Annotated in this window: 26 protein-coding genes; 19 read left to right on the top strand and 7 right to left on the bottom strand. The window is 65.1% G+C overall.

The window, feature by feature from the left end:
* Window positions 1-2 precede the first annotated feature (2 nt).
* The 3 genes from rpmA to A3E1_RS0118525 all read left to right on the top strand — a co-directional run bounded on the left by rpmA (window position 3) and on the right by A3E1_RS0118525 (window position 2,240).
* Complete coding sequence (gene rpmA / locus A3E1_RS0118535; RefSeq protein ID WP_020522296.1) at window positions 3-260, top strand: 50S ribosomal protein L27; 258 nt, start codon at window positions 3-5, stop codon at window positions 258-260.
* 73 nt (window positions 261-333) lie between these two features.
* Window positions 334-1,773 (top strand): GTPase ObgE, encoded by a 1,440-nt coding sequence (gene obgE, locus A3E1_RS0118530; RefSeq protein WP_020522295.1) that lies wholly within the window; start codon window positions 334-336, stop codon window positions 1,771-1,773.
* Window positions 1,774-1,808: 35 nt separating this feature from the next.
* A complete protein-coding gene (locus A3E1_RS0118525) occupies window positions 1,809-2,240 on the top strand; it encodes a GNAT family N-acetyltransferase (protein WP_020522294.1) in 432 nt (143 codons plus the stop codon).
* On the opposite strand, the gene trpS is transcribed toward A3E1_RS0118525, so the two are convergent.
* On the bottom strand, window positions 2,237-3,223 hold the full coding sequence (gene trpS, locus A3E1_RS0118520) for a tryptophan--tRNA ligase (protein ID WP_020522293.1): 987 nt from the start codon (window positions 3,221-3,223) through the stop codon (window positions 2,237-2,239). The genes A3E1_RS0118525 and trpS overlap by 4 nt on opposite strands.
* Before the next feature lie 221 nt (window positions 3,224-3,444).
* On the opposite strand from trpS, the gene A3E1_RS0118515 reads away from it, so the two are divergent.
* From A3E1_RS0118515 to A3E1_RS40875, 11 genes are all read left to right on the top strand, one after another.
* Window positions 3,445-3,693, top strand: a complete 249-nt coding sequence (locus tag A3E1_RS0118515) for a hypothetical protein (RefSeq protein ID WP_020522292.1) — start codon at window positions 3,445-3,447, stop codon at window positions 3,691-3,693.
* Between the two features lie 43 nt (window positions 3,694-3,736).
* Entirely contained in the window at window positions 3,737-6,217 is a 2,481-nt protein-coding gene (gene pepN / locus A3E1_RS0118510) for an aminopeptidase N (protein WP_020522291.1), read from the top strand.
* Between the two features lie 10 nt (window positions 6,218-6,227).
* Window positions 6,228-6,833 carry a nicotinate-nucleotide adenylyltransferase gene (gene nadD / locus A3E1_RS0118505; protein ID WP_020522290.1) on the top strand — a complete coding sequence of 202 codons (606 nt, stop codon included), beginning with the start codon at window positions 6,228-6,230 and terminating at the stop codon, window positions 6,831-6,833.
* 33 nt (window positions 6,834-6,866) lie between these two features.
* The gene (gene rsfS / locus A3E1_RS0118500; protein ID WP_085952245.1) at window positions 6,867-7,244 is read left to right on the top strand and encodes a ribosome silencing factor; all 378 of its coding nucleotides are present in this window, start codon (window positions 6,867-6,869) and stop codon (window positions 7,242-7,244) included.
* Entirely contained in the window at window positions 7,241-7,852 is a 612-nt protein-coding gene (locus tag A3E1_RS0118495; protein WP_020522288.1) for a histidine phosphatase family protein, read from the top strand. The genes rsfS and A3E1_RS0118495 overlap by 4 nt, the downstream gene beginning before the upstream one ends.
* A gap of 42 nt (window positions 7,853-7,894) precedes the next feature.
* Window positions 7,895-8,293, top strand: coding sequence for a DUF5818 domain-containing protein (locus A3E1_RS47990; RefSeq protein ID WP_211215957.1), 399 nt, complete (start codon window positions 7,895-7,897; stop codon window positions 8,291-8,293).
* A 17-nt stretch (window positions 8,294-8,310) separates the two neighbouring features.
* Entirely contained in the window at window positions 8,311-9,156 is an 846-nt protein-coding gene (locus A3E1_RS0118485; protein ID WP_020522286.1) for a DegV family protein, read from the top strand.
* Between the two features lie 79 nt (window positions 9,157-9,235).
* Window positions 9,236-9,829: a ComEA family DNA-binding protein gene (locus A3E1_RS0118480; RefSeq protein ID WP_322786263.1), complete on the top strand. Its 594-nt coding sequence runs from the start codon at window positions 9,236-9,238 to the stop codon at window positions 9,827-9,829.
* Complete coding sequence (locus A3E1_RS0118475) at window positions 9,826-12,348, top strand: ComEC/Rec2 family competence protein (RefSeq protein WP_020522284.1); 2,523 nt, start codon at window positions 9,826-9,828, stop codon at window positions 12,346-12,348. The genes A3E1_RS0118480 and A3E1_RS0118475 overlap by 4 nt, the downstream gene beginning before the upstream one ends.
* Before the next feature lie 47 nt (window positions 12,349-12,395).
* On the top strand, window positions 12,396-13,388 hold the full coding sequence (gene holA, locus A3E1_RS0118470; protein ID WP_020522283.1) for a DNA polymerase III subunit delta: 993 nt from the start codon (window positions 12,396-12,398) through the stop codon (window positions 13,386-13,388).
* Window positions 13,385-13,762 carry a hypothetical protein gene (locus tag A3E1_RS40875; RefSeq protein ID WP_020522282.1) on the top strand — a complete coding sequence of 126 codons (378 nt, stop codon included), beginning with the start codon at window positions 13,385-13,387 and terminating at the stop codon, window positions 13,760-13,762. Before holA ends, A3E1_RS40875 begins: the two co-directional genes overlap by 4 nt.
* A gap of 62 nt (window positions 13,763-13,824) precedes the next feature.
* Here A3E1_RS40875 and rpsT read toward each other — a convergent pair whose 3' ends face one another.
* Together rpsT and A3E1_RS0118455 are read right to left on the bottom strand one after the other, a co-directional pair.
* On the bottom strand, window positions 13,825-14,091 hold the full coding sequence (gene rpsT, locus A3E1_RS0118460) for a 30S ribosomal protein S20 (protein ID WP_020522281.1): 267 nt from the start codon (window positions 14,089-14,091) through the stop codon (window positions 13,825-13,827).
* A 106-nt stretch (window positions 14,092-14,197) separates the two neighbouring features.
* On the bottom strand, window positions 14,198-15,151 hold the full coding sequence (locus A3E1_RS0118455) for an aminoglycoside phosphotransferase family protein (protein WP_026208570.1): 954 nt from the start codon (window positions 15,149-15,151) through the stop codon (window positions 14,198-14,200).
* A gap of 116 nt (window positions 15,152-15,267) precedes the next feature.
* On the opposite strand from A3E1_RS0118455, the gene lepA reads away from it, so the two are divergent.
* The 4 genes from lepA (at window position 15,268) to A3E1_RS0118435 (ending at window position 19,665) form a co-directional block, all read left to right on the top strand.
* On the top strand, window positions 15,268-17,133 hold the full coding sequence (gene lepA / locus A3E1_RS0118450; protein ID WP_020522279.1) for a translation elongation factor 4: 1,866 nt from the start codon (window positions 15,268-15,270) through the stop codon (window positions 17,131-17,133).
* 38 nt (window positions 17,134-17,171) lie between these two features.
* Window positions 17,172-17,618, top strand: coding sequence for an NUDIX hydrolase (locus A3E1_RS44880; protein WP_085952247.1), 447 nt, complete (start codon window positions 17,172-17,174; stop codon window positions 17,616-17,618).
* 97 nt (window positions 17,619-17,715) lie between these two features.
* Window positions 17,716-18,729, top strand: coding sequence for a hypothetical protein (locus A3E1_RS0118440; RefSeq protein WP_020522277.1), 1,014 nt, complete (start codon window positions 17,716-17,718; stop codon window positions 18,727-18,729).
* An 84-nt stretch (window positions 18,730-18,813) separates the two neighbouring features.
* Window positions 18,814-19,665 (top strand): hypothetical protein, encoded by an 852-nt coding sequence (locus tag A3E1_RS0118435; RefSeq protein WP_020522276.1) that lies wholly within the window; start codon window positions 18,814-18,816, stop codon window positions 19,663-19,665.
* A gap of 60 nt (window positions 19,666-19,725) precedes the next feature.
* On the opposite strand, the gene A3E1_RS0118430 is transcribed toward A3E1_RS0118435, so the two are convergent.
* Genes A3E1_RS0118430 through A3E1_RS0118420 form a run of 3 tightly spaced genes read right to left on the bottom strand, consistent with a single transcriptional unit; the run spans window position 19,726 to window position 22,280 of the window.
* Window positions 19,726-20,631 (bottom strand): phytanoyl-CoA dioxygenase family protein, encoded by a 906-nt coding sequence (locus A3E1_RS0118430; protein WP_020522275.1) that lies wholly within the window; start codon window positions 20,629-20,631, stop codon window positions 19,726-19,728.
* 47 nt (window positions 20,632-20,678) lie between these two features.
* On the bottom strand, window positions 20,679-21,509 hold the full coding sequence (locus tag A3E1_RS0118425; protein ID WP_020522274.1) for a hypothetical protein: 831 nt from the start codon (window positions 21,507-21,509) through the stop codon (window positions 20,679-20,681).
* A gap of 9 nt (window positions 21,510-21,518) precedes the next feature.
* Window positions 21,519-22,280: an enoyl-CoA hydratase-related protein gene (locus tag A3E1_RS0118420; protein ID WP_020522273.1), complete on the bottom strand. Its 762-nt coding sequence runs from the start codon at window positions 22,278-22,280 to the stop codon at window positions 21,519-21,521.
* Window positions 22,281-22,298: 18 nt separating this feature from the next.
* Here A3E1_RS0118420 and hemW point away from each other — a divergent pair, with 18 nt between their 5' ends.
* Window positions 22,299-23,477, top strand: coding sequence for a radical SAM family heme chaperone HemW (gene hemW, locus A3E1_RS0118415; protein ID WP_020522272.1), 1,179 nt, complete (start codon window positions 22,299-22,301; stop codon window positions 23,475-23,477).
* On the opposite strand, the gene A3E1_RS0118410 is transcribed toward hemW, so the two are convergent.
* Complete coding sequence (locus A3E1_RS0118410; protein WP_020522271.1) at window positions 23,470-23,943, bottom strand: DUF4870 domain-containing protein; 474 nt, start codon at window positions 23,941-23,943, stop codon at window positions 23,470-23,472. The two genes, hemW and A3E1_RS0118410, sit on opposite strands and share 8 nt — an antisense overlap.
* Window positions 23,944-24,008: the final 65 nt, after the last annotated feature.

Raw genomic sequence — 24,008 nt, 5'->3', positions numbered from 1 at the left:
CGATGGCTCATAAAAAGGGTGCTTCCAGCTCGCGCAACGGCCGTGACTCAGCGGCCCAGCGCCTCGGTGTGAAGCGTTTCGGCGGTCAGGTTGTCAAGGCAGGCGAGATTCTCATCCGCCAGCGCGGCACCAAGTTCCACCCGGGTGACCTGGTGGGCCGTGGCGGCGACGACACGCTCTTCGCGCTCGCAGCCGGTTCTGTGCAGTTCGGCCGTAGCCGTAACCGCAAGACCGTCAGCATTGTGCCGATCGAGGCCTAGCAAGTTCTTTTAAGCGGGCGGGAGACGTGAAGTCTCCCGCCCGCTTATGTTTTTTTAGAAGGAGAATGGGGACGTGGCGACTTTCGTAGACCGGGTAGTGCTGCACCTGCAGGCAGGCGATGGCGGTCACGGCTGTGTCTCCATCCACCGGGAGAAGTTCAAGCCGCTTGGCGGCCCCGATGGCGGAAACGGCGGCCATGGCGGCGGCGTTTTGCTCGTCGTCGACCAGAACGTGCATACCTTGCTTGACTTCCACTTCCGCCCGCACATCAAGGCGAAGAACGGCGCCGGTGGCGCGGGTGGCAACCGCGACGGTGCCAATGGCGGCGACCTCGTGCTCAAGGTTCCGACGGGCACCGTCGTGCAGACCACCGATGGCCAAGTCATCGCCGACCTTGTCGGCGTGGGCACCACGCTTGAGGTCGCCCGTGGCGGCCGTGGCGGCCGTGGCAACGCCTCGCTAGCCAGCTCGAAGCGCAAGGCACCTGGCTTCGCCGAGCTTGGCGAGCCCGGCGAGCGCCTTGACGTCGTGCTTGAGCTCAAGAGCGTGGCCGATGTGGGGCTCGTTGGCTTCCCCAGCGCTGGCAAGTCTTCTTTGATCTCGGTGATCTCGGCGGCCAAGCCGAAGATCGCTGACTATCCGTTCACGACACTCGTGCCCAACCTGGGCGTCGTGCAGGCCGGTGCGCAAACGTTCACTGTGGCCGACGTTCCGGGGCTCATCCCGGGTGCCGCGACCGGAAAAGGCTTGGGACTACAGTTCTTGCGGCACATCGAGCGATGTGCGGTGCTGGCTCACGTCGTCGACACGGCGACCTTGGAGCCCGGCCGCGATCCCGTCGCCGACATCGAAGCCCTCGAAGCGGAACTGTCCGCTTACGGCGGGCTCGCCGAGCGGCCACGCATCATCGTGCTGAACAAGATTGACATTCCCGACGGGCGCGACCTGGCCGAGATCGTGTTGCCAGATCTGGAGAAATTTGGCTGGCCCGTTTACCAGGTGAGCACGGCGACGCGCGAAGGCCTTCAGGAACTCGTCTATGCCTTGGCGCGCTTGGTCGAAGAACACCGTGCGGCGCAACCGGTGCTAGAACCAACCCGTCTGGTACTACGCCCGCATGCCGTGGACGACAGCGGTTTCACCGTCGAGCGCGATGACGAGGATGTGTGGGTCGTGTCCGGGCCCAAACCCGAGCGGTGGGTGCTGCAGACCAACTTCGACAACGACGAGGCCGTGGGCTTCCTCGCCGACCGCCTCAACCGGCTCGGCGTCGAGGACAAGCTGGCCAAGCTCGGCGCACAGGCCGGCGACCCGGTTCGCATCGGCAAGATGGAATTCGACTGGCAGCCAGCGGTTCTGGACGATTTCGTGCCGACGCACCGTGGTGTCGATGAGCGGCTGGAGGACAAGCCGCACCGTGCCAAGGCCGCCGACCGTCTCGCCGCGCGCAAGATGCGCCGTGTGCGTGAAGAAGGCGACACCGCGGGCGACTTCGCACCTGACCCGGAGTAACAGAGCGGAAACACAGGCTGTCTAGCCTCGGGTGGGTGTTGATCCAGAACAGGGAGATCACCCACCCTGACGTCACCCTTCTCGTTCGCAGTGCCGAGGACGAGTTGCGCATCCGTTACCCGGACGAGGTGCCGTCTTTGCTTGCCGCGCATGCCAAGTTCGTTGTCGCCTATGTCCTCGGCCGCCCTGTGGGTTGCGGCGCATTGGTGCTAATGGACGCCGGCGTCGCCGAAATCAAGCGCATGTTCGTGCAGGAGACCAGCCGTCGTGGTGGTGTCGCCCGGCGGCTCCTTCACGCACTGGAGCGCCGGGCTGACGCGGCTAACGTGACCACGTTGTTGCTAGAGACCGGAAACAGCAACACCGGGGCCATCGCGCTTTACGAGAGCGCTGGGTTTGAGCGCATAGAACCCTTCGGTGAATACGTTGGTAACCCGCTGTCCGTCTGCTTTAGAAAGAAGATTTAGACGGATGGCACAGTAAGGCCGATCGCTTCCGAGGCCCGGCGCAGTGTGGCGGCGGCCCGGGGCCTGGCCCGTTGCGAGCCAGCCGTGAGCACGTCACTCACATCGCTCTTACTCAGCGCCGCGAACCGTTGCTGAATCGGCTCCAGCACCGAGATCACGGCATCGCAGACCGCCGCTTTGAGCTGTCCGTAGGAGGCGAAGTCGCCCTCCTGGCCGGAACACGCTGTGTAGATCTCCATCAGGTTGGTCACCCCAGGCTGCCGCTGACGGTCGTGCCGCACGAGGGTTCCCGTGTCGGTGACTGCCCGCATTACCTTGCGCCGCACTACATCCAGCGGATCGAGCAAGCCGATCACGCCGGAAGTCACCCGGTTGCTCTTGCCCATCTTGGCGGTCGGTTCCGACAGGTCCATCACCCGCGCGGCGACCTTGGGCAGCACGCCACGCGGAACGGTAAACGTCTTGCCGTAGCGCGTATTGAACCGGTACGCGACGTCGCGCGCCAGCTCAAGATGCTGTGCCTGATCCTCGCCCACGGGCACCTCGTCGGTGTCGTGCAAGAGAATGTCGGCGGCCATGAGCACCGGATAAGTGAGCAGGCTCAAGCGAACCGGATCGGGCCCAGCCGACTGCTCCCGGAACTGAATCATGCGCCGGGCCTCGCCGTAGCCGGTCGTGCACTCGAGCAAATAGTGCAGCTGAGCGTGCTCGGGCAGGTGTGATTGGACGTACAAAGTGGTGCGTTCGGGATCGATCCCCGCCGCGAGCAGCAGGCCGGCCGCCTCAATCGTCTTGTCCCGCACGCGCTCTGGGTCGTGGTCGACCGTGAGCGCGTGCAAGTCGACGATCATGACGACGGCGTCACTGTTTTCCTGACTCGCGACCAGTGGCCGGATCGCGCCCAGCAGATTGCCTAACTGAAGCTGCCCCGTGGGCTTGACTCCGGTCAGGGTGCGGGTGCGCGTGGTGATGGTGGTGGTCATCTGGCTCTCCTTAAGACAAAAGCCCGCCGGACAGCCAGCAAAAAGGCCGCCCGGGCGGGCGGCCTGTGAGTGTGGGAACGCGAATGCGGGCCGCCCGTTAGGGCAGCCACCAGCTCATGTTGGCTTTCATTCGCACGTGGGCATTTTCTCGTGAATGCCTTGTTTTGACAAGGGGCCACTGGCTCCTCTTGCTGGGGTGATTTTTGGGTTAGCTGGACTTTGTGTCGCAGCGGGTTTTTGCGGTTGTCCGGGGAGACGGGGCTCTGGTGCGTGAGATGCGGCCAGACAGCGTCCGGGAATTGGTGCGTGCCATCCAGGAGGCGGAGCTGGCGGGTGGCGAAGTGATCAGGGTGGTCGGCCCGCACGCTGGGGTAGTGGCGGCCATCGATCTCATTCTGCGCTTGCGGGCGGCGTCGGCTGACCTGTCCGAGGAGGAGATGCTCACGCTGCTGGAGCTGTTGCCCTTGTGACCCGCTGCTAGCCTGCGCCCAGGTGATCAGGCAGGATGGCTGCATGCCGCATCTAAGCCTGACGCACAGCGAGGCCACCGCCCGCGCTGCCGCCATTCGTGGTCTTTCCTACGACCTGGAAGTCGACCTCACGGGTGACGCGAAGACCTTCACCACGGTAACGACCGTCAGGTTCGGCATCGATCCGGGTAGTTCCACGTTTTTGGAGGTGCGGCCGGAGTACCTGATCGATGTCAGGGTCAACGGTGAGCGGGTAGACGCGAGTGTGGAGAAAGGCCGGCTGGAGCTGACCGGGCTCGCCGCGATCAACGAGGTCATCGTGACCGCGGAATACGCCTATTCGCACTCCAGCGAAGGCATGCACCGCTTCGAAGACCCGGCTGACGGAGCGGTGTACATCTACGCGCAACCGTCCATTACCGACGCTCCGGCCTTCATGGCCGCCTTCGATCAGCCCGACCTCAAGGCGCCGGTGAAACTGACCGTCAAGGCTGACCCAACATGGCTCGTGCGGGGAAATGCCGAAGGCGAGCAAACCTCGCCGGGGCGCTGGGAGTTCGAGCCGACGAAGCCCATCGCGACCTACCTGATCACTTTGGTGGCCGGGCCCTACTTCCAGCTGCATGACGAGCACGACGGGATTCCGCTCAGTGTGCTGTCGCGTCAGAGCTACCGCGGTGTTCTTGAGCGCGACGCCGCCGAGATCTTCGAAGTGACCAAAGCTTGCTTCGACCGCTTCCACGAACTGTTCGGCATCCGTTACCCGTTCGGCAAATACGACCAGGCTTTCGTGCCCGAGTTCAGCTGGGGCGCCATGGAATTCCCCGGCTGCGTCGTGTTCCGCGACGAATACCTCTTCCGTGCCGCGGCGACCGACACCGAGCGCCTCGAGCGTGCCGCCGTCATCGCGCACGAGATGGCACACATGTGGTTTGGCGACCTCGTCACCATGCGGTGGTGGGATGACTTGTGGCTCAACGAATCCTTCGCCACGTACATGGGATACCGGCTCACCGCCGAGGTGACGAAATGGCCGCAGGCGTGGACCCGCTTTGGGGTCAACCGCAAAAATTGGGGGTACGCCGCGGATCAGCGCCCCTCCACGCATCCCGTTGCGCCGCAAGAGGTTCTCGACACCGACGACGCGATCAACAACTTCGATGGCATCTCCTATGCCAAGGGTTGCTCCGCACTGCGCCAGCTTGTCGCGTGGATCGGTGACGACGCGTTCTTCGCCGGGCTGCGCAAGCACTTCGAGCGGCACGCCTGGGGCAACGCGACGCTGGCCGATCTGCTCAGTGCGCTGTCAGAGTCCAGTGGGCGCGATCTTGAGGCGTGGGCACAGGTGTGGCTGCGGGAACCACAGGTCAACACGTTGCGGCCACACGTGTCCTACGACCCGCAAGGGGCGATCGAACGGCTGACCGTGGAGCAGATCGCCGCCCCGGTGCTGCGGTCGCACCACATCGGCATCGGCTGGCTTGAGCCTGGGGGCGGCTGGAGGCGTACCCACATTGAAATTTCTGGCGAAACCACCGAAGTGCCGCAGCTTGCCGGGGTTAAGGCCGAAGCGTTGCTGCTCAACGACGGCGACCTGACCTTCGCTAAGGTCCGGCTCGATGACCGTACGCGCGCAGGCCTCGCCGGGATCATCAAGGCGCACCCAGACTCCCTGGCGCGCGCTCTCATGTGGACGTCGGCGTGGGACTCCACTCGCGACGGTGAGTGGCCGGCCAGCGAGTTCGTCAGCCTTATCGCGGCAGCCCTGCCAGCTGAGCAAGACGTGACCGTGATCGAGTCGGTGTTTCAGCTGGCGCGCACGATCGGCGTGCCGCGTCTCCTGCCGCCAGAGCAATACGCCTGGGGCATGGCGGCATTGGCCGAGACCGGACTGGCCATTGTGGACAGTTCCGAGCCGGGCAGCAGCCGTCAGCTCGCCGGATTACGCGGCTTCAACGCGACGACCTCTGACGTAGCCCACTTGCGTGGGCTGCTCAATGGTGGCCAAGTGCCCCCTGGACTGACCGTCGACGCCGATCTGCGCTGGCAGATCCTGTGCCGGCTGTCCGTGCTCGGCCAGGTCACCGAGGAAGAAATCGCCACTGAACTGGCCAGCGACCAAAGCGCCCGTGGCAAGGAAAGCGCGACCCGGTGCCGGGCGAGCCGTCCTGAGCCGGAGGCCAAGGCCGAGGCGTTCGACATCTTGATGCGTGAGCAAAGCTTGTCCAACCGCATGGTCGAAGCGGCCGGGTTCGGTTTCTGGCAGCCGGAGCACGCGGAGCTGACCGGCTCCTATGTGGAGCGGTTCTTCACCGAGTTGCCGCAGGCAGACCGATCCGGAGACATGCTCAAGACGGTCGGTCACGCGGGCTACCCGGTGTTCGCCGTGTCGGAGAACACACTCAGCCTCGCTGACGATGCTCTGGCCGGTGACATGCACCCGCAGCTCAGAAGGGCACTGGCCGATGAGACCGACGATCTGAGGCGAGCACTTAAGGCGCAGCAAGCGACAAGATCGGCTTAGGATAGAAGACGTGGCACACCGGGTGGGCGTGATGGGCGGGACCTTCGATCCCATTCACCATGGTCACCTGGTCGCTGCCAGTGAAGTCGCCGACAGCTTCGCCCTCGACGAGGTCATCTTCGTCCCGACTGGACAGCCGTGGCAGAAGTCCAACCGGGCCGTTTCGCCAGCGGAAGACCGCTATTTGATGACCGTCATCGCGACCGCGTCAAACCCCCGCTTCACGGTCAGCCGGGTGGACATCGATCGTGATGGGCCGACGTATACCGTTGACACGCTTAGGGATCTGCGCGCCAAACTCGGCGACAAGACCGATCTTTACTTCATCACCGGCGCTGACGCTCTGTCCAAGATTCTGTCCTGGAAAGACGCCGCGGAGATGTTCAAACTGGCCCACTTCATCGGGGTGACCCGGCCGGGGTTCCGGCTGACCGGCAAGCACCTGCCCGAGGAAACGATCAGTCTCGTGCGCGTGCCAGCTATGGCGATCTCCTCTACGGAATGCCGTAATCGTGTGGCCGCTGGCCAGCCGATTTGGTACCTGGTGCCAGATGGTGTTGTGCAGTACATCACCAAACATCACCTTTATCGTCAGCAGAGCCCTGCGCGAGTGTGAGAGGCTAGAGACAGGTCTACCTAAAGGAGAACTGTGCCCGCATCCGAGCGTGCCGTGGAGATGGCGCTCGCCGCCGCCCAGGCTGCTGCCGACAAAAAGGCAGAAAACATCGTCATTCTCGATGTCGCGGACCAACTCGTTATCACTGACGCGTTTGTGCTGGCTTCTGCGCCCAACGAACGCCAGGTGACAGCGATTGTGGACGCGATCGAGTTTGCCCTGCTTCAGCTGCCGGAGAAGGCTAAACCGATCCGCCGTGAGGGTGAGCGCGCGGGACGGTGGGTGCTGCTTGACTTCAACGACATCGTGGTGCACGTCCAGCACAACGATGAGCGTGAATTCTATGCGCTGGACCGGCTCTGGAAGGACTGCCCGCGCATCGAGTTCGTCGATCAGGCACTCATCTCGTGACAACGGTCATCCTCTGGCGTCACGGCAACACCGACTGGAACAACGCCCGGCGTTACCAAGGGCAAACCGACATCCCGCTCAATGAGCGGGGCGTCGCGCAGGCTGCCGCCGCCGCGACTCGGTTGGCGCTGTACAAGCCGGGGTTGATCATTTCCAGTGATCTCAGCCGGGCGGCCACGACCGCTGCCGAGCTGGGCCGGGTCACCGGCCTGGCGGTGGAGCGCGACGCCCGTCTGCGAGAGCGCAGCTTCGGCCCGTGGGAAGGGCTGACTCGCGACGAGGTCACCGAACGCTATCCAGAGGCCATGAAGCGCTGGAAAGTGGGCGAGACTCTCCCTGAGGATGGGCTTGAGCCCCTCGCTGACCTCGGCAAGCGCGTCACCGAAGCGATCCGCCAAGCGGCCGACCGGGTTCCCGGAGGTGTCGCGGTGGTGGTCACGCATGGTGCGTCCGTCAAATGGGGCATTAGCACCCTGCTCGGCTGGCCCGACGAAATCGCCCGAACCGTCCGGCCACTCGACAATTGTCACTGGTCGGAGTTACGCCTGGAAGACGGCAAGTTCTGGGTGCTGGCCAGCCACAACGTCGGTCCGCACGCAGGCGTGTGAGTCTCGCGCAACGCAAGCCCGGCGAGTAGCGTCCGAGCTGTTATGACTACTCGACTGCGCATGCTGATAACCGTGGCACTGGCTAGCGGCGTTTTTGTGGCCGGCTGTGCTCAGGCGAACCCGGAGAATAACGTGGCCACACCCTCTCCCTCCGCTTCCGAGCCGGTGCCGCGCCTTAGCGCCTCCCCGGAGCCGACCGGCAAACCGACACCCGGCGCTGGTGAGGTCACTCTCACCGGCATGGTGGAACGCTTGGAGATCGAAGGCGGCTGCCTGGTGCTGCGCGCCGACACCGCCAAGACCTACGAACTCAAGGGCGGCGACCCCAATACCCTCAAAGCCGGCAGCCGCGTCACGGTCACCGGCAAGGTCCGGTCCGACATCATGACGGTCTGCCAGGTCGGCCCGGTGCTCGAAGTCATCTCGTCACGGCCAGCCTGATCGGCTAACGTGCCCGCATGCCCGTAGTGGTCGTCACCGACTCCACCGCTTACCTGCCCGAGACCGCCGCGGCCGGCGGGATCACGGTCGTGCCCTTGCACGTGGTGATGGGCGGCGCCTCCGGACGGGAGGGGGTCGAGATCGGCCCTGCCGCCGTCGCCGAGGCGCTTTCCGCGCATCGCGGGCGCGTGTCCACTTCGCAGCCCACCCCCGGCGAGTTCGCTGCCGTCTACCGGTCGTTGCTGGGCTCAGGCGCTTCGGCGATCGTGTCGGTGCACCTGTCTGGCGCGCTTTCGGGCACCAGTGGGAGTGCCGAGACGGCGGCCGGCGATGTGGACGGTGAAATCATCGTGGTGGACTCACGGTCCACGGGCATGGGGCTCGGTTTCGCCGTCCTCGCCGCGGCAGCCGAAGCCGCGCGCGGTGGTACTGCCACGGAGGTTGCCGCGGCAGCAGAGGCAGCGATCGCTAAGACGTCGACGTTCTTTTATGTCGACACGTTGGAGCACCTGCGGCGCGGCGGCCGGATCACCGCCGTGTCGGCGTTGCTGGGCACCGCGCTAGCCGTCAAGCCGCTGCTAGCCGTTGTGGACGGCCAGATCGCCTTGCGGGACAAGGTGCGCACCGCTGGGCGGGCACTGGATCGCTTGGTAGCTCTAGCGTTTGAAGCAGCGGGTGACAGCCGGGTAGACCTTGCCGTGCACCATCTCGCCGCGCCCGCCCGCGCCGAAGCCTTGACCGCGGCGTTGCGCGACAAGCTTGGTGACCGGATCAGAAACCTTTACACGAGTGAGGTTGGCGCCGTCGTGGCGGCACATGCCGGGCCTGGCCTGGCCGGGGTTGTCGTGCACCGGCTTGACTGATATCCACAGGAGCGTTGCTATCCACAGGTGACAAGATCGCTTGGGGGATAAGGGCTTTTCGTTTTTCTAACTTCTTTTTGTGCGTACTCCGTATGACCCGGCGATGCCGAAATCGCTTGTGGGCTCAGCCTTTGACCCCGGCCGGCGTGGCTTGAAGGCGCTAGCCGCGGCCGGCGCGCTCGCGTTGCTCGCGGCCGCCTTCTTCGCCTGGCAGTCAACACCCGTGCCAGAGCCGGTCCCGGTCACCTCAGCGATCACAAGCGCGCCCGTTGAGGGATATCTCGTGGTCGCGGTGTCCGGCAAAGTGCACCAGCCGGGCCTGGTGAAGCTGGCCCCCGGAGCACGCGTCGCCGACGCCCTCGCCGCGGCCGGAGGACCGCTGCCCGAGGCGGATCTGTCCACCCTGAACCTGGCCCGCAAAGTGACCGACGGTGAGCTGATCGTCGTCGGCCAGCCCAGCGGTGACGTGGGCCAAGTCGGCAAGGTCAACCTCAACACGGCCACGCTGGCGCAATTGGACAGTCTGCCGGGGGTCGGGCCGGTGCTCGCTCAGCGGATCATCGACTACCGGGCGAAGAACGGTGGCTTCCGTGACGTGGCCGACCTGCGTCGCGTGGACGGGATCGGCGAGGAGACCTACGCCAAACTCAAAGACCTGGTCGTCATCGGGTGAAACACGACCTGCGCCTAGCGCCCGCAGCGATCGGCTGCTGGCTCTCAGCACTGACCACCTTGCACACCGGCATCATCACCGGCCTCTGGCTAACCGCAACCGCCGTGGCACTCGCCGCCCTCTTCGGCTTCCTCCGCTTCCCACCGCACCACAGCGGACGGCACGAGTCAGACCGAGCCGCGAGGGCGGTGACACACGGGTCAAGCGACATCGCGCGGCCGGTAAGCCCGGCGCGTTCGATGGCGATTCGCATGCCGCGCCAGGGAGCATCGGGCCCCCACGGGGCGCCAGACGAAAGTGCGCTGGGTCGGCCAGGCGAAGGCGTGCGGTTGGCGACTCGTGTGCGCGGCGAAGATGTGGCGGGGGTGCCGTGGGCGGGTCATGGAGCAGGAAGCAGCCGATGGCGGCTGGTGGCGTGGGTGGGGGCGTGGCGGTGGACGATCGCGGCAGCGTGTGCGGGGGCGGCCTGTGGCGCCGGGGTGACTGTCGCTCACTTGGCTGTTCGTGATGCGGAACCGGTCGCCGAACTGGTCGCGCAGCGGGCGACTGCCGAGGTGGAGCTGGCTGTCCGAACCGATCCGCGGCTGATCAAAGGCGGATCGTGGCTGGTGCAAGCCGACCTCGTCAACGTCACGGGCCAGTTCACGGCTGACGTGCGCGTCCTCGTGCTCAGTCGCGACCAGGGCTGGCGGCCGCTGCTGCCCGGACAGCACGTGACGGCGACTGTCCGGTTCGGACCGCCCCGGGGAGGCGACCTCACCGCAGCGGTCTTATCCGCCTCGTCAGCGCCTGTGCCGAAGGGTGAGGTCCCGTGGGTGCAGCGAGCGGCCGGCGGGCTGCGGGAGCGCTTACAGACGGCCGTAGAGCCGTTGCCGGACAAGCCTGGCGGTCTGCTGCCGGGACTCGTCGTCGGGGACACGAGCCGCCTCACGCCCGAACTGGAGGAGCAGTTCCGCGAAACAGGCATGACGCACTTATGTGCAGTGAGCGGAAGCAACGTGGCCATCGTGGTCGGGTTCATCCTGTTGCTCGCCAGGTGGGCCAGGCTCCCTCCACTGTGGACCGCTGTTGCCTGTGTGATCGCGTTAGCCGGGTTCGTCATTCTCGTGCGGCCGTCGCCCAGCGTCGTGCGGGCGGCCGCGATGGGGGCGATCGGCCTGATGTCGCTCGCGAGTGGACGGCCGAAGGCGGCATTGCCAGCGCTCGGCGCCGCCGCCATCACGCTGATCCTGCTCGATCCGGAGCTGGCCAGCGATCCAGGTTTCGCCCTATCCGTGACGGCGACATCGGGCTTGCTGTTCCTGGCACCACCGATGCGAGACGCGTTGCGCCGCAAAGGAATTCCGTCCGGGTTGGCCGAAGCCCTAGCTGTGCCAGCTAGTGCTCAGCTCGCCTGCGCGCCCATCATCGCCGGCCTGAGCGGTTCGGTCAGTCTGGTGGCGGTCCCGGCCAATCTGCTCGCCACGCCCGCCATCGCGCCCGCCACGATCATCGGAGTGGCCACCACGCTCATCGCGCCGCTGTGGCCCGCCGCGGCGGAGTTCACAGCGTGGCTGGCGAGCTGGCCCGCCTGGTGGCTCGTGCGCCTGGCCGAGACGGGCAGCGGCATGCCAGCAGCCGAGGTCGCCTGGCCGGGTGGCATAGAAGGGGCGCTGCTTCTCGCGGCGATCACCGCCGCCGTGCTGATTTACGTCCGCGTCCCTCAGGCTCGCCGCCTCACTGTGGCGGTAGCTGCCGTTAGCGCCCTTCTCCTCGGCACGACGCGATTCATCACCCCAGGCTGGCCGCCCGACGGCTGGCTCGTGGTCGCCTGCGATGTGGGGCAAGGCGATGCCACGGTGCTCAACGCCGGGCAGGGAAGAGCGATTGTCATCGATACTGGGCCGGACCCAGCCGCAGTGTCCGGGTGCCTGGAGCGCCTTGGCATCACGGAAGTGGACCTGCTCGTCATCAGCCACTTTCATGCCGATCACGTGGGCGGCTTGTCTGCCATGAAAGCCCGGCACGTGCTCACGCCAGCGTTTCCGGAACCGGTCGCCGGCCGTGACGCGGTCCGCCGCAGTGGACTACCGCAAAGCGAAGTCACCGGCCCGGTGGTGTTCGCGGTCGGTGAAGCGGTCTTAGAGGTCCTCTACAGCGGTCCGCTGCGCGGCACCCGGTCGGACCCCAATAACAACAGCGTCGTCCTGCTCGCGACAGTCCGTGGCGTCACGGTGCTCCTGCTGGGCGACGCCGAAACCGAGCAGCAGGAACGGCTGCCCCGGCGGACCGTTGACGTGCTGAAAGTCGCCCACCACGGATCGTCCTATCAGGACCATCGGCTGCTGGACGTGTTGCGGCCGAAGGTGGCGCTCGTCTCCGTTGGCGCGAAGAACGACTACGGCCACCCGAGCCCACATATCCTGGCCGCTTTGCAGCGCAATGGTGCCGTTATCGCGCGCACCGACCACGACGGTGACATAGCGGTCTCGCTCAGTGCCCGTGGCCTGGCGCTGAGCAGGCGTGGCACATCCGGGTGACGTGGCGCGGGCTGAGGGTGGACTCGTGCCCCGGTGCGCATGCGACTATGGGCAGCGTGGTGAGTCAGGTTGCGTCCCCCAAACTGCCACCGGTCGTCCTCGTGCTCGGTGACGAGGAACTGCTGGTGTCGCGTGCCATCGCTGAAACCACCGCTCAGGCCAAGGCCGCCGACGCTGGTGCCGAGGTCCGGGAGTTTGACGCGGGGAGCCTGTTGCCCGGCGAGCTAGCTGAGCTGCTGAGCCCCTCGCTGTTCGGTGGACGCCGTGTCGCTGTGCTGAAGAACGGCCAGGACGCCAAGAAGGACCTCGTGCCGGTCATCATGGCCTACGTGGCCGACCCTGATCCCGAGGTCACGCTGCTCGTCACACATGCCGGTGGGGCGAAGGGGAAGGCGTTCGGCGACAGCCTGCAAAAGGCTGGTGCGACGGTGGTTCCCGCCGTGAAGATCGCCAAGCACAAGGACCGGATCGACTTCGTCACCGGAGAGTTTCGCCGTCTCGGGGGCAAGTGCGGGGCAGACGCCGCGGAGGCACTGCTTGAAGCCGTTGGCCACGACTTACGCGAGCTCGCGGCGGCGTGCTCACAGCTCGTCGCCGACACCGGCGGACGGATTGATCTAGCGACAGTCGCGCGTTACTACCGTGGCAAGGCCGAGGTCAGCGGGTTCAGCGTCGCTGACGCCGCCGTCGCGGGGGACACCGCAGCCGCGCTGGAAGCACTGCACTGGGCTTTGCACACCGGCGTTGACCCAGTACCCATCGCTGATGCTCTTGCTGATGGGGTGCGGACCGTGGCGCGGGTCGCGGCGGCCGGGCGCGGGAATGCTTATCAAATGGCTGCCACGCTTGGCATGCCAGCGTGGAAGATCGAGAAGGCGCAACGTCAGGCCCGGGGCTGGTCTCCGGATGGCCTGGTGTCAGCGATGCGGGCCGCTGCCGAGTGCAACGAGGCCGTCAAGGGAGGTTCCGAGGATCGCGCCTACGCGATTGAGCGGACCATCTTCGCGTTCGCGAAGGCTCGCCAAGGCGGCCCGCGATGACAGTGGTGCGATCGCGGCGGGCCGGGATCGGCCCGGAAGAGGCGAAGAACCGCCCGCTCTACGCCAGAGTCCTTGGGCTGCAATACCTTCGGCCCAGTGGACTGCTGTGCTTCCTCTACTTCGAAGGCGCGATCGCGCTCGGTGCCCTGCTGGCCCTAGCTGAGCTGGTGGACTGGTGGGTCGTCCTCGTGCTGCCGGCCACGATCGCGGTGATGGTGAAAATCAACGACGTCATCGCTGGAGCGGCCCTGCTTTCAGCCAGTGCCCGGGTGCCAAAGGCTCGCGGGCGGGCGAAGGTGCCGGCGGCCCCGGTCAGCCCGGCACCCGCCGAAGACTGGCGTTCCAGGCAATCGGCAAGCCGCCGCTACGAATAACAGGCGCGTGCGGGCACGCAGAAAGCCCGGCCCTCACCGAGGACCGGGCCAACAAGACCTGATTAAGCGGAGATCGAGCTCAGCTTCTTGGCGATGGCCGACTTGCGGTTGGCCGCCTGGTTCTTGTGGATGACGCCCTTGCTGACAGCCTTGTCCAGCTTGCGTGAGGCGTCACGCAGGAGGGCAGCGGCGTTCTCGGCGTCACCGGCAGCGCTGGCCTCGTGGAACTTGCGGACAGCGGTCTTCAGCGCCGACTTGACCGACTTGTTGCGAAGCCGTGCCTTCTCGTTCTGCTTGTTGCGCTTGATCTGAGACTTGATGTTCGCCACGCGACAGCCTTCGTCCTGCTCGTCAGTGTTGATTAGTTTGGGAGCGGCCGTTTCCAGCCGCGACGTGCCAGATTACCAGGCCGCCCCGCCTAGGGCCAAAACGGGCCTAGTGTGACCATCCCCGCCGTCGCGAAAGCCAGTGCATCGCCAGGTCACGGTAGTAGCCCTGATGCGTGCGGATGTGCGGTGAGCTGTCGATGCCCGGACGTTGCGCCGCGTGGGTGTAGAACCCGGCCAGCGACGCCAGAGCGGCGTCTAGCAGCTCAGGGCTGACCCCAGCGCCAAGTGGGTGTGCCGCGAACAAGGCGTCGGTGTCAAAGCCGCTGCCTTCGGCGGTCAGCAGCAGGGTCACCAAATCGAACCAGGGCGGACCGTAAGCCAGCCAGTTCCAGTCGCAGATCCAAGCGCGCCCGGCGTCGTCGAGCACGATGTTGTCGAGGCGCAGATCACAGTGGAAAAGCCCGGTGGCGTCCCTGGTCTGGCTGTGAAAGCCGGCTTCGAGTTGCCGCAGCTCGTCGAGGTGTGGGTGCTCGCCAGTCGAGGAGGCCCAGTTGGTCAGGGCGTCGGCCACGACCTCGTCCCAGGGCGTGGGTTCGAGTTCGAGCAACGCTCGCGGGGGATTGGCCAGAGCCGCGTGAGCCTGGGCGACGGCGCTCAGCGCCGCGTCGAGGCCAGCCGTGCTCCAGGGCATGGCAGGCGCGTGCGCTCCGGGGATCGCGTCGAAGCACAGCACGAAGAACCCGGAGAGTTCCGTCGCCCAGCGCAGGGGAGCCGCCGGTACGCCGGCCGGCAGTGCCGCGGTGAACACCGCCTCCTGCGCATACCATTGAGCGACGTCACTTCCCTTGGGTGCGGCCTTGATGAAGTGATCCTTGCCATCTTCTGTCGTCAGCACGGCCGCGAACCCAGGCGTAAAGCCCGTTCCGCTTACCCGCGCCCGCGAGACGACCGCGCCCAAGTGATCGGCCAGTGAGGCGTGAAGCGTTGGTGGCAACTGCTCCCAGCCAGGACGCACGGAGGTGCGGTCGTAGGAAACGGGGGGTAAGAGCAGGCCGGTCATGCCGCCGATGGTGCCGGGGGAGCGCACGTAACCGCCAGTGGTTTATCCCTCGGCAAGTTCCTGGACGGTCATGGGAACATAGAGTGTCAACCCACGCTGATATAGATCGGACCACCGTGCCACCGACGCTCGGATCGAATTTGCCCGGCGCCACCGCCCCCGACGCCATTCGCAACTTCTGCATCATCGCCCACATCGACCACGGCAAGTCGACGCTGGCGGACCGGATGCTGCAGTTGACCGAGGTCGTTGACCCCCGCTTGATGCGCGCCCAGTACTTGGACCGCATGGACATCGAGCGTGAGCGGGGCATCACGATCAAGAGCCAGGCGGTCCGGATGCCGTGGACGATCCGTGAGGGCGAGCGCACGGGCGAGCAAGCTGTGCTCAACATGATCGACACCCCTGGCCACGTGGACTTCACCTATGAGGTGTCGCGCAGCTTGGCGGCGTGTGAAGGAGCCGTGCTGCTGGTTGACGCCGCGCAGGGGATCGAGGCGCAAACGCTGGCGAACCTCTACCTGGCGATGGAGAACAATCTCACTGTCATCCCGGTCTTGAACAAGATCGACCTTCCGGCGGCTCAACCGGAGAAATATGCCGAGGAGCTCGCGCACCTGATCGGCTGTCAGCCCGAGGACTGCTTGCGTGTCTCGGGTAAGACGGGCATCGGCGTGCCGCACCTGCTCGACGAGATCGTGCGGCAGCTGCCCGCGCCAGTGGGTGACGCGAGCGCTCCCGCCCGAGCGATGATCTTCGACTCCGTGTACGACATCTACCGCGGCGTGGTCACCTATGTCCGTGTGATCGACGGCCGCATCGAGGCCCGTGAGCGGATCAAGATGATGTCCACGGGAGCCGTGCACGAGTTGCTGGAGCTGGGCGTCATCTCGCCGGAGCCGGTGAAGTCGCAGGCGATCGGCGTTGGCGAGGTGGGCTATCTGATCACGGGTGTGAAGGATGTGCGCCAGTCGCGCGTCGGTGACACCATCACGATCAACAACAGGCCAGCCAAGACGGCGCTCGGTGGCTATAAGGACCCGAAGCCGATGGTCTACTCGGGACTGTATCCGTTGGACGGTTCCGATTATCCCGACCTGCGTGAGGCTCTGGACAAGCTGAAGCTCAACGACGCGGCACTGGTCTACGAGCCGGAGTCGAGTGCGGCGCTCGGATTCGGGTTCCGCGTTGGCTTCCTGGGCCTGCTGCACCTGGAGATCATCCGGGAGCGGCTAGAGCGCGAGTTCGGGCTGGAGCTCATCTCGACCGCGCCCAACGTGGTCTACCGCGTGATCATGGAAGACGGCAAAGAGGTCACGGTCACCAACCCGAGCGAATACCCGACCGGCAAGATCGGCGAGGTGCACGAGCCGACCGTGCGGGCCACGGTGCTCACGCCCAACGACTACGTCGGTGCCGTGATGGAGCTTTGCCAGGGGCGCCGCGGTTCGCTGCAGGGCATGGATTATCTGTCGGCTGACCGGGTCGAGCTGCGCTACACCATGCCGCTAGGCGAGATCATTTTCGACTTCTTCGATCAGCTGAAGTCACGCACTAAGGGTTACGCGAGCCTCGACTACGAGCCCAGCGGTGAGCAGGCTGCGGATCTGGTCAAGGTGGACATCCTGTTGCAGGGTGAGGCGGTGGACGCGTTCTCCGCGATCGTGCACAAGGAAAAGGCTTACGCCTACGGCACGATGATCGCGGCGAAGTTGCGTGAACTGATCCCCAGGCAACAGTTTGAGGTGCCCATTCAGGCTGCCGTGGGCTCCCGGGTGATTGCCCGCGAAACGATTCGCGCGATCCGGAAAGACGTTCTCGCCAAGTGCTACGGCGGTGACATCAGCCGTAAGCGCAAACTGCTGGAGAAGCAGAAGGAAGGCAAGAAGCGCATGAAGATGGTCGGCCGCGTGGAGGTGCCGCAAGAGGCCTTCATCGCCGCTCTGTCCACTTCGGAGTCACCTGACGCGAAGAAGAAGTGAGTAACTTCTGCTCCCGGTGTGGGGCGAAGCTTGACGCGATGCGCTGTCACGATTGTGGCTACGAGCATTACGTCAATCCTCGCCCCACAGCCAGTTTGCTGATTCTCAACGACCGTGACGAACTGTTGCTGCTTAAGCGCGCCCGCGATCCCAAGAAGGGCATGTGGGAGACGCCTGGCGGTTTCTGCGACACGTGGGAGGAGCCGGCTGACGCGGCTGTCCGCGAAGGCAGGGAAGAACTCGGCGTCGATGTCCATCTTGGACCGTTCGCGGGGATGTGGATTGGCAGCTATGAGTTCCAGGGCGAGTTGCTCTCGGTGCTCGACTGTTTCTGGTGGGCCCGGCTCCCGCACGGGGCGTCGCTCATCATCGACCCGCAGGAAACATTGGAATACCAATGGTTTTCGCTAAGGGATTTGCCAGAGCTAGCGTTCAGCACAATGACCCGCGCGGTTCAATGTCAAAAACCCGACAGGTTCGAGTAACTGCCTGATCAGCACATCGTTACCCAGAGTGCAGTGTTTTGCCGCTTTCGCCTGATATGAGGCTATCGCGGATACCAAAATCGCACAAGGAGTGACGATGCAGATTAAGAAGGCCGGAGTCGTCGCCACAGGCGCGCTCGCGAGCGTGGCGATCATGGGGGCTCCTGCCGCGGCGGCACCCTCCGTAGATGCCTCAGCGCTCACCCAGGCCAGTACTTTGAACCTGGCTCGTGGCGGCTGGAGCGCACCGTGGGACCAGCCGGCGCAGTCAGCCATCTCGGTTGGCACAGGTTCGGTGGCCCAGGCAGCCGCTTGGCAGATCTGTGGCTCAGCCGCGGTTGCCGGTGTCGGTATTACGGCGGACCTCATCTCACCGAACACTGTGTTCGGTGACTGCAACAACGGCAACATCAAGCTCAAGCAGGACACGATCCCTGCCGTGATCTCAGTTCTGAACGACAGCGCGCTGTCGGTCGCGACCTGGCAGGCCTGTGGCTCCACCGTCATGGGTGGCGTTGGTGGCACGGTTTCCCTGCTGTCGGCGAACACCGTGATCGGTGACTGCAAGAACGGCAACATCGTGATCACCCGCGAGCACGGCTACGAGGAGTCGGCGACAGTGGGCGCCGAGCTGGTTCGCGCGGCCACGAACAAGGTTGCGGCGGCCAAGAAGGACGCCGCGACGGACGCCCGCAACGCGTGGGCGACCCGCCAGGCATCCGCCAAGGCCCCGGCTGCGCCGCAGGCCCGCAACGGCTGGTCGGCGCCGTGGGAGCAGGAGCCGCAGTCGGCGATCTCCGTCGGCTCGGGCTCGGCAGCGACCGCTGCCACCTGGCAGGCCTGTGGCAGCGAGGCTGTCTGGGGTCTGGGTGCTGTTGTTTCCGGACAGTCGCCGTCGACCATCTGGGGCGACTGTGACAACGCCAACGTCTGGATCGACCAGGACGACCCGACCGCCATCATCTCGGTGCTCGACAACTCGCGTCTGAGCGTTGCTGACTGGCAGGTCTGCGGCTCGACGACGGTTTCCGGCGTCGGTGTCACCGCCAACCTCGGTTCGCCGAACACCGTTTACGGCGACTGCAACAACGCCAACACGGTCATCGACTAGTCGGTAGCCGGGTAAGCAAAACCGGGCGGGTCGCGCCAGCGGCCCGCCCGTTCCTGCTAAATGGACTGTTTACAAGGAGTGACGATGCAGATAGGCAAGGCGGGAGTTGTCGCCGCTGGTGCACTGGCGACAGTGGCGGCAATGGGAACCGCTGCCGCTGCTGCACCCCCGGCATCCGTGGCGAAAGCTGACTCCACCCCGACGACGGCTCTGCGGGTCGACAAGAACCAGCTGGCGAAGCAGGGGTTGCTTGGCCTTGACGGCAATGTCGACCAGCCGCTCATCACCATCGGTGTGGGTAGCTCGCTCAAAGCAGCGCCGTGGCAAGCCTGTGGCTCCAACGTTCCGGCCGGCGTGGGCTTGGTGGCTTCGGCCGGCAACGCCAACACGGTCATCGGAGACTGCAAGAACGCCAACGTGTTGCTCAAGCAGGACACGGTGCCTGGGCTCATCTCGATTCTGGATGACTCGTCGGTGAGCGTTCTGCCGTGGCAGGTTTGTGGCTCCAACGCCGTCGCTGGTGTCGGCGCGACCGTGGCGGTCAACTCACCGAACACGGTGACGGGCGACTGCCACAACGCCAACCACGTAATTGAGGCACCGGACGGCACTGGGCCTAACAGCTTCCTGTCTGTCCTGAGTGGATCGGTGCTCGCGGTAGCGCCGTGGCAGGTTTGTGGCTCCAGCGCGGTCGCTGGCGTCGGCGCTGTGGTCGCGGCGAATTCGCCCACCACGGTTCTCGGCGACTGTGTCAACGGCACGGTCACCATCGAACCCCGGGCCAACCAGGCCGAGGTGCCGATTCTCAGCAACGTTGACATGACGCTGCTGCCCTTCCAGTGGTGTGGCGAGAACAGCCCGCTGTCCCTGGTGGGTCTCGTGATTCCGCTCAACAGCCCGGCGTTCGTCGGCGGGGAGTGCATCACGCATCCGTAAGGAAACGCGAAAACCATGAAAGGCCGTCCACATTGGACGGCCTTTCATCATGTGTAAACGCTAGCGCAGCCAGGGAACGGAACGGTCGAGCAGACCGCGTTCCCTGAGTTCCTTGCGCAGCGGAATGTTCTCGTCGATGAAACCGTCCCAGTTGACGCCGTAGTAGTTGGCGGTGTGCGGCGCGTCTCCGAGGAGCTGCTGCTGGACCGGAGTGCGGTTGGCCCACCACTGGCTCGACTTGTCGATCGGCATGTCGTCGAGCGGGCGGATCCACCGGTAGGTATATCCGATGAACAGCATTTTCCGCGTGATCGTGGACAGGTTCGTCGAGCGGGAGTGCCACATGCGGCGGTCGAAAATGAAGCAGTCGCCCGGGTTAGCCGTGATTTCGAGCGTGCCTTCGGGATCCGGGTTGTGCACGCTCGTGTCAGCCGGGCGCGGCAGCGTGTTTCGCAGGTGACTACCGGGAATCACCTTGGTGGCGCCACGGCCGGTCTCGCTCAGGTCAGAGATGACGTAGCCGACCTTCAGCGACAGCATGGGCCGGGGCAGGTTCGGGTCCATCGTCTCCGGGTCGGAGTTCTGCCGGTAGCTGTCCTGATGCCAGCCCCAGTAGGGCTTCTCCGGCTCGGAGGCGGGCGGTGTCACGTCGAGGTGATTGTGGTGCGTGTAGATGTTCCAGCCGGCCAGGCCCCACATGTAGCGGAAGACGGGGCCGTGCGTCAGCAGCTCACCAAAGAGCTCGTCGCGGTTAAGGAAGCCAAGCAGGTGGACGGTGCCGTCCTTAGAACCCTTGCCGGCCGCGATCTCCTCCGCGTAGACGCGGTCCATCGCGGCCTCAAGCCGCTGACGGTGATCTTCTGCGAGCACATTGCGGACTAGCAAAAAGCCCTGGTCGAGGAATTCCTTACGTTCGACATCGCTAATCGGGGTGTAGGCGACATCGTCTTGAGGGGTGATACTCATTTCCTCCCCTAGCTTTCCGGCAACAAGGAGCCGATAGTAACTCGCGTTTACCGGGCCGGGAGAACCTGTGCCGTCACTTCGTTGCTGATCGAAGTCTTAGTCACCCACGTGCCGTTATCGGCCGACCACTCTTGGTCGCGATATGCCACTTTTGTTACCCCAGTGACATCTGCCTGGGCCACCAGCCAGTGCGCGACTTGCCAGCCGGAGCGGGTATCGGCGACCGGCATCACGAGGGTGTCCTGGCTGGCATGAACCGTCGGTGCGGCATCGCCAAAGTCGCCGCGCAGGTGGTCAGCGGCGGGCAGGGGAGGCTCGGCGTAGGCGGGAGTGGCGCACTCGACCGACCCAGGCGTGCCTCCGGTCAACGCTCCAGCGAGAACCTGAGCCTCGTCGGCCCACTTTTCATAGGCCTCTGGATAAGCAGATTTTTGTACTCGCTGAGCCGCCTCCGTGATCCGCAACGAATCCCAGCCCTCGATCTTGAGCAGGGCATCAAAGAACGCATTAGCCGCGAAACGGGGATCGAGCAGTTGCTCCTCGGTGCCCCAGCCCTGGCTCGGCCGCTGCTGGAACAAGCCCACCGAATCGTGATCGTTGCGGCTGCCGAGGTGCTGGAGATTGCGCAGCTTGGATTCCTGCAGCGCCGTCGCCAGCGCGATGACGATCGCGTGCTCGGGCAGCTCACGGCCGATGCCGACGGCGGCGATAGTGGACGCGCTCGCGAGCTGGCCTTGATCGAGGGAGACTTTGCCGACCGTGCACTGGGCATGATCCTCATCGGGCACGGTGCTGAACTGCTGGCGTGCTAAGTAGACACCGAAGCCGAAGACCACGGCGAGCAGGACTAGCGCGATGACCCCTTTGCCCGAGCGCATCCTCCAACCTTACGCACTGGGAACCCAGGATGCCGATCGCTTCTCGCGGAAAGCCATGACTCCTTCGCGGCCTTCGGCGGAGGTGAAGAACTCCAGCGATAGGACGGACAGCTCGGGCAGGTCGGCCAGGGATATGTTGCGGCGCAACAGTTCCTTGCTCGCGGCGAGGGCACGGGGCGCACCGCGCACGAGCGACGCGGTCCATTTGTCCACTATGGAATCAATGTCGGCCGCAGGAACGGCCACATTGACCAGTCCCGCTGACGCGGCCCGCGCCCCATCGAAGACATCACCGGTCAAATACAGCTCCGCAGCGTCGCGCGGGCGCAGTCGCGGCAGGACGGTCGAGGAGATGAGCGCGGGGACGACACCGATGCGCACTTCAGAGAACGCGAACGTGGCCTCGGTCGAGCAGACGGCCAGGTCGGCGGCGGCGATCAAGCCGACACCTCCCGCGCGGGCCGGTCCGCGCACGGCGGCGATGACCGGCTTGGGGCAGGTGGCGACAGCTTCGAGAATTTCGCCGAGCGTGTTCGCGGGCATCTGCCCGGCCGAGGTGGCCGCCGCGGTCTCGGCGAGGTCGGCGCCGGAGCAGAAGACCGGGCCGGTGTGATCGAGCACGACGACACGGGTCGCCTCATCAGTGGCAGCGTCAGCAAGCGCGGCAAGCAGCTCGCGCATGAGCCCGGAGGACAGGGCGTTGCGGTTCGAGGGTGAGTCCAGGGTGATCTTCGTGACCCCGGCCGCCTGGCTTAGCTGGATGAAGGACATGCAGGCAGACTAGACGGTGTGGCACAGCTTCCCGACGGCGATCCGGTTCCCGATGATGGCTCGCTTCCCGCAGGCGCGCATGAGATCGCGGGCAAGCGGGGCTTTGGCGTCTATCTGCACGTGCCGTTTTGCGCCAGCCGCTGTGGCTACTGCGACTTCAACACCTACACACCGGGCGAGCTGGGCGGCGCGGATATAGACGGCTACTTAGAAGCCGTCAAACGTGAGCTAAAGCTGGCCAAGGAAACCATCGCGCCTGGGCAGGTGCGGACGGTTTTCGTTGGCGGCGGCACCCCGACAATGCTGACCCCAGGGCAACTTGGCGGTCTTCTCGACGAGATCGACAAGACCTGGGGACTAGAGAAAGGCGCCGAGGTCACGACGGAAGCCAACCCGGAATCCGTGACGCCAGACAGCCTCAAACAGCTCAGGCGGCTTGGCTTTACCCGCATCAGCCTCGGCATGCAGTCGGCGGCCAGCAACGTGTTGCGCATCCTCGAACGCCAGCACCGGCCGGGCCGCGCACCACAGGCCGCCACCGAGGCCCGCGAAGCGGGGTTCAAACACGTCAACCTAGACCTGATTTACGGGACACCCGGCGAGTCCAAAGAGGACTTTGAACTCTCGCTTGAGAAAGCCACCGGCGCTGGGGTCGATCACATCAGTGCGTATTCACTCATCGTCGAAGACGGCACGAGGCTGGCGCGCCAGGTGCAAAAGGGTGAGATCCCGCAACCCGACGACGATGTGGCCGCCGACCGTTACCTGGCGGCGGAGGAACACTTGAGCGCCAAGGGTTTCCAGTGGTATGAGGTCTCCAACTGGGCCACCTCCCCGCAGGCGCAATGTCAGCACAACTTGCTCTACTGGCGTGGCGGCGACTGGTGGGGCCTAGGCCCCGGAGCACACAGTCATTACGGCGGCGTCCGGTGGTGGAATGTCAAGCACCCCAAGCGTTATGCCGAGCGCCTCGGGCAAGGAAAGTCACCTGGGCTCGCCCGCGAGATCCTGACGGCAGAGCAGCGTGAAACCGAAGATGTCTTGCTTCAGACGCGTTTGCGCGAAGGGCTGGATACCAGCACCGTCGACGTGTCCAAAGTGGAGCCAGGCCTGCTGGAGATAAGCGAAGGCCGCGCAACGCTGACGCTGCGCGGCCGGTTGCTCGCGGACGCTGTGGTCCGGTCGTTGCTTACTTGACCAGGCGAAGGGTCGCCGGGTAGCGGTAAAGAACGCCCTCGTTGGCCTTCATGCCAGCCAGGACAGCGAAGATCGTGGCAGCGATCCAGACCACGAAAGGCAGGAATGCCAGGATCACGGTGCAGCTCAGGATGATTGAGACTACGTAGGCGATAGCCACCGTGATCTGGAAGTTCAGTGCCTCGACCGAGTGGGCACGAACCGTCGGGGATTCGTTGCCCTTGACCAGCATGGCGACCAGCGGGGCGAGGAAGCCGACGAGGATGCCGCCGAAGTGGGCGATGAGAGCCCACGTCTTCTCATCGCTGTTGGCGTAGCCGGTTGGGGCGACATTGCCGGAAACAGGCGGGCCTGCGTATCCGCCACCCGGGGGCGGTGGTGGCGGAGCCGGGGCCGAAGGCGGTGCGACCGGCGGCGTCGACGCAGAAGGATCCTGCGGCACGCCGGGCGGGGTGGGTTCACTCATGCCCGACAGGCTAGGACTAACGATCAAACTGCGCCAGTCAACACACGTGACTGGTTCGTGACATC

This window comes from Catelliglobosispora koreensis DSM 44566 (genome assembly GCF_000379685.1).
Classification (GTDB): Bacteria; Actinomycetota; Actinomycetes; order Mycobacteriales; family Micromonosporaceae; genus Catelliglobosispora; species Catelliglobosispora koreensis.
The sequence above is the reverse complement of the archived record's forward strand: the minus strand, read 5'-3'. Positions and strand labels throughout refer to the sequence as shown.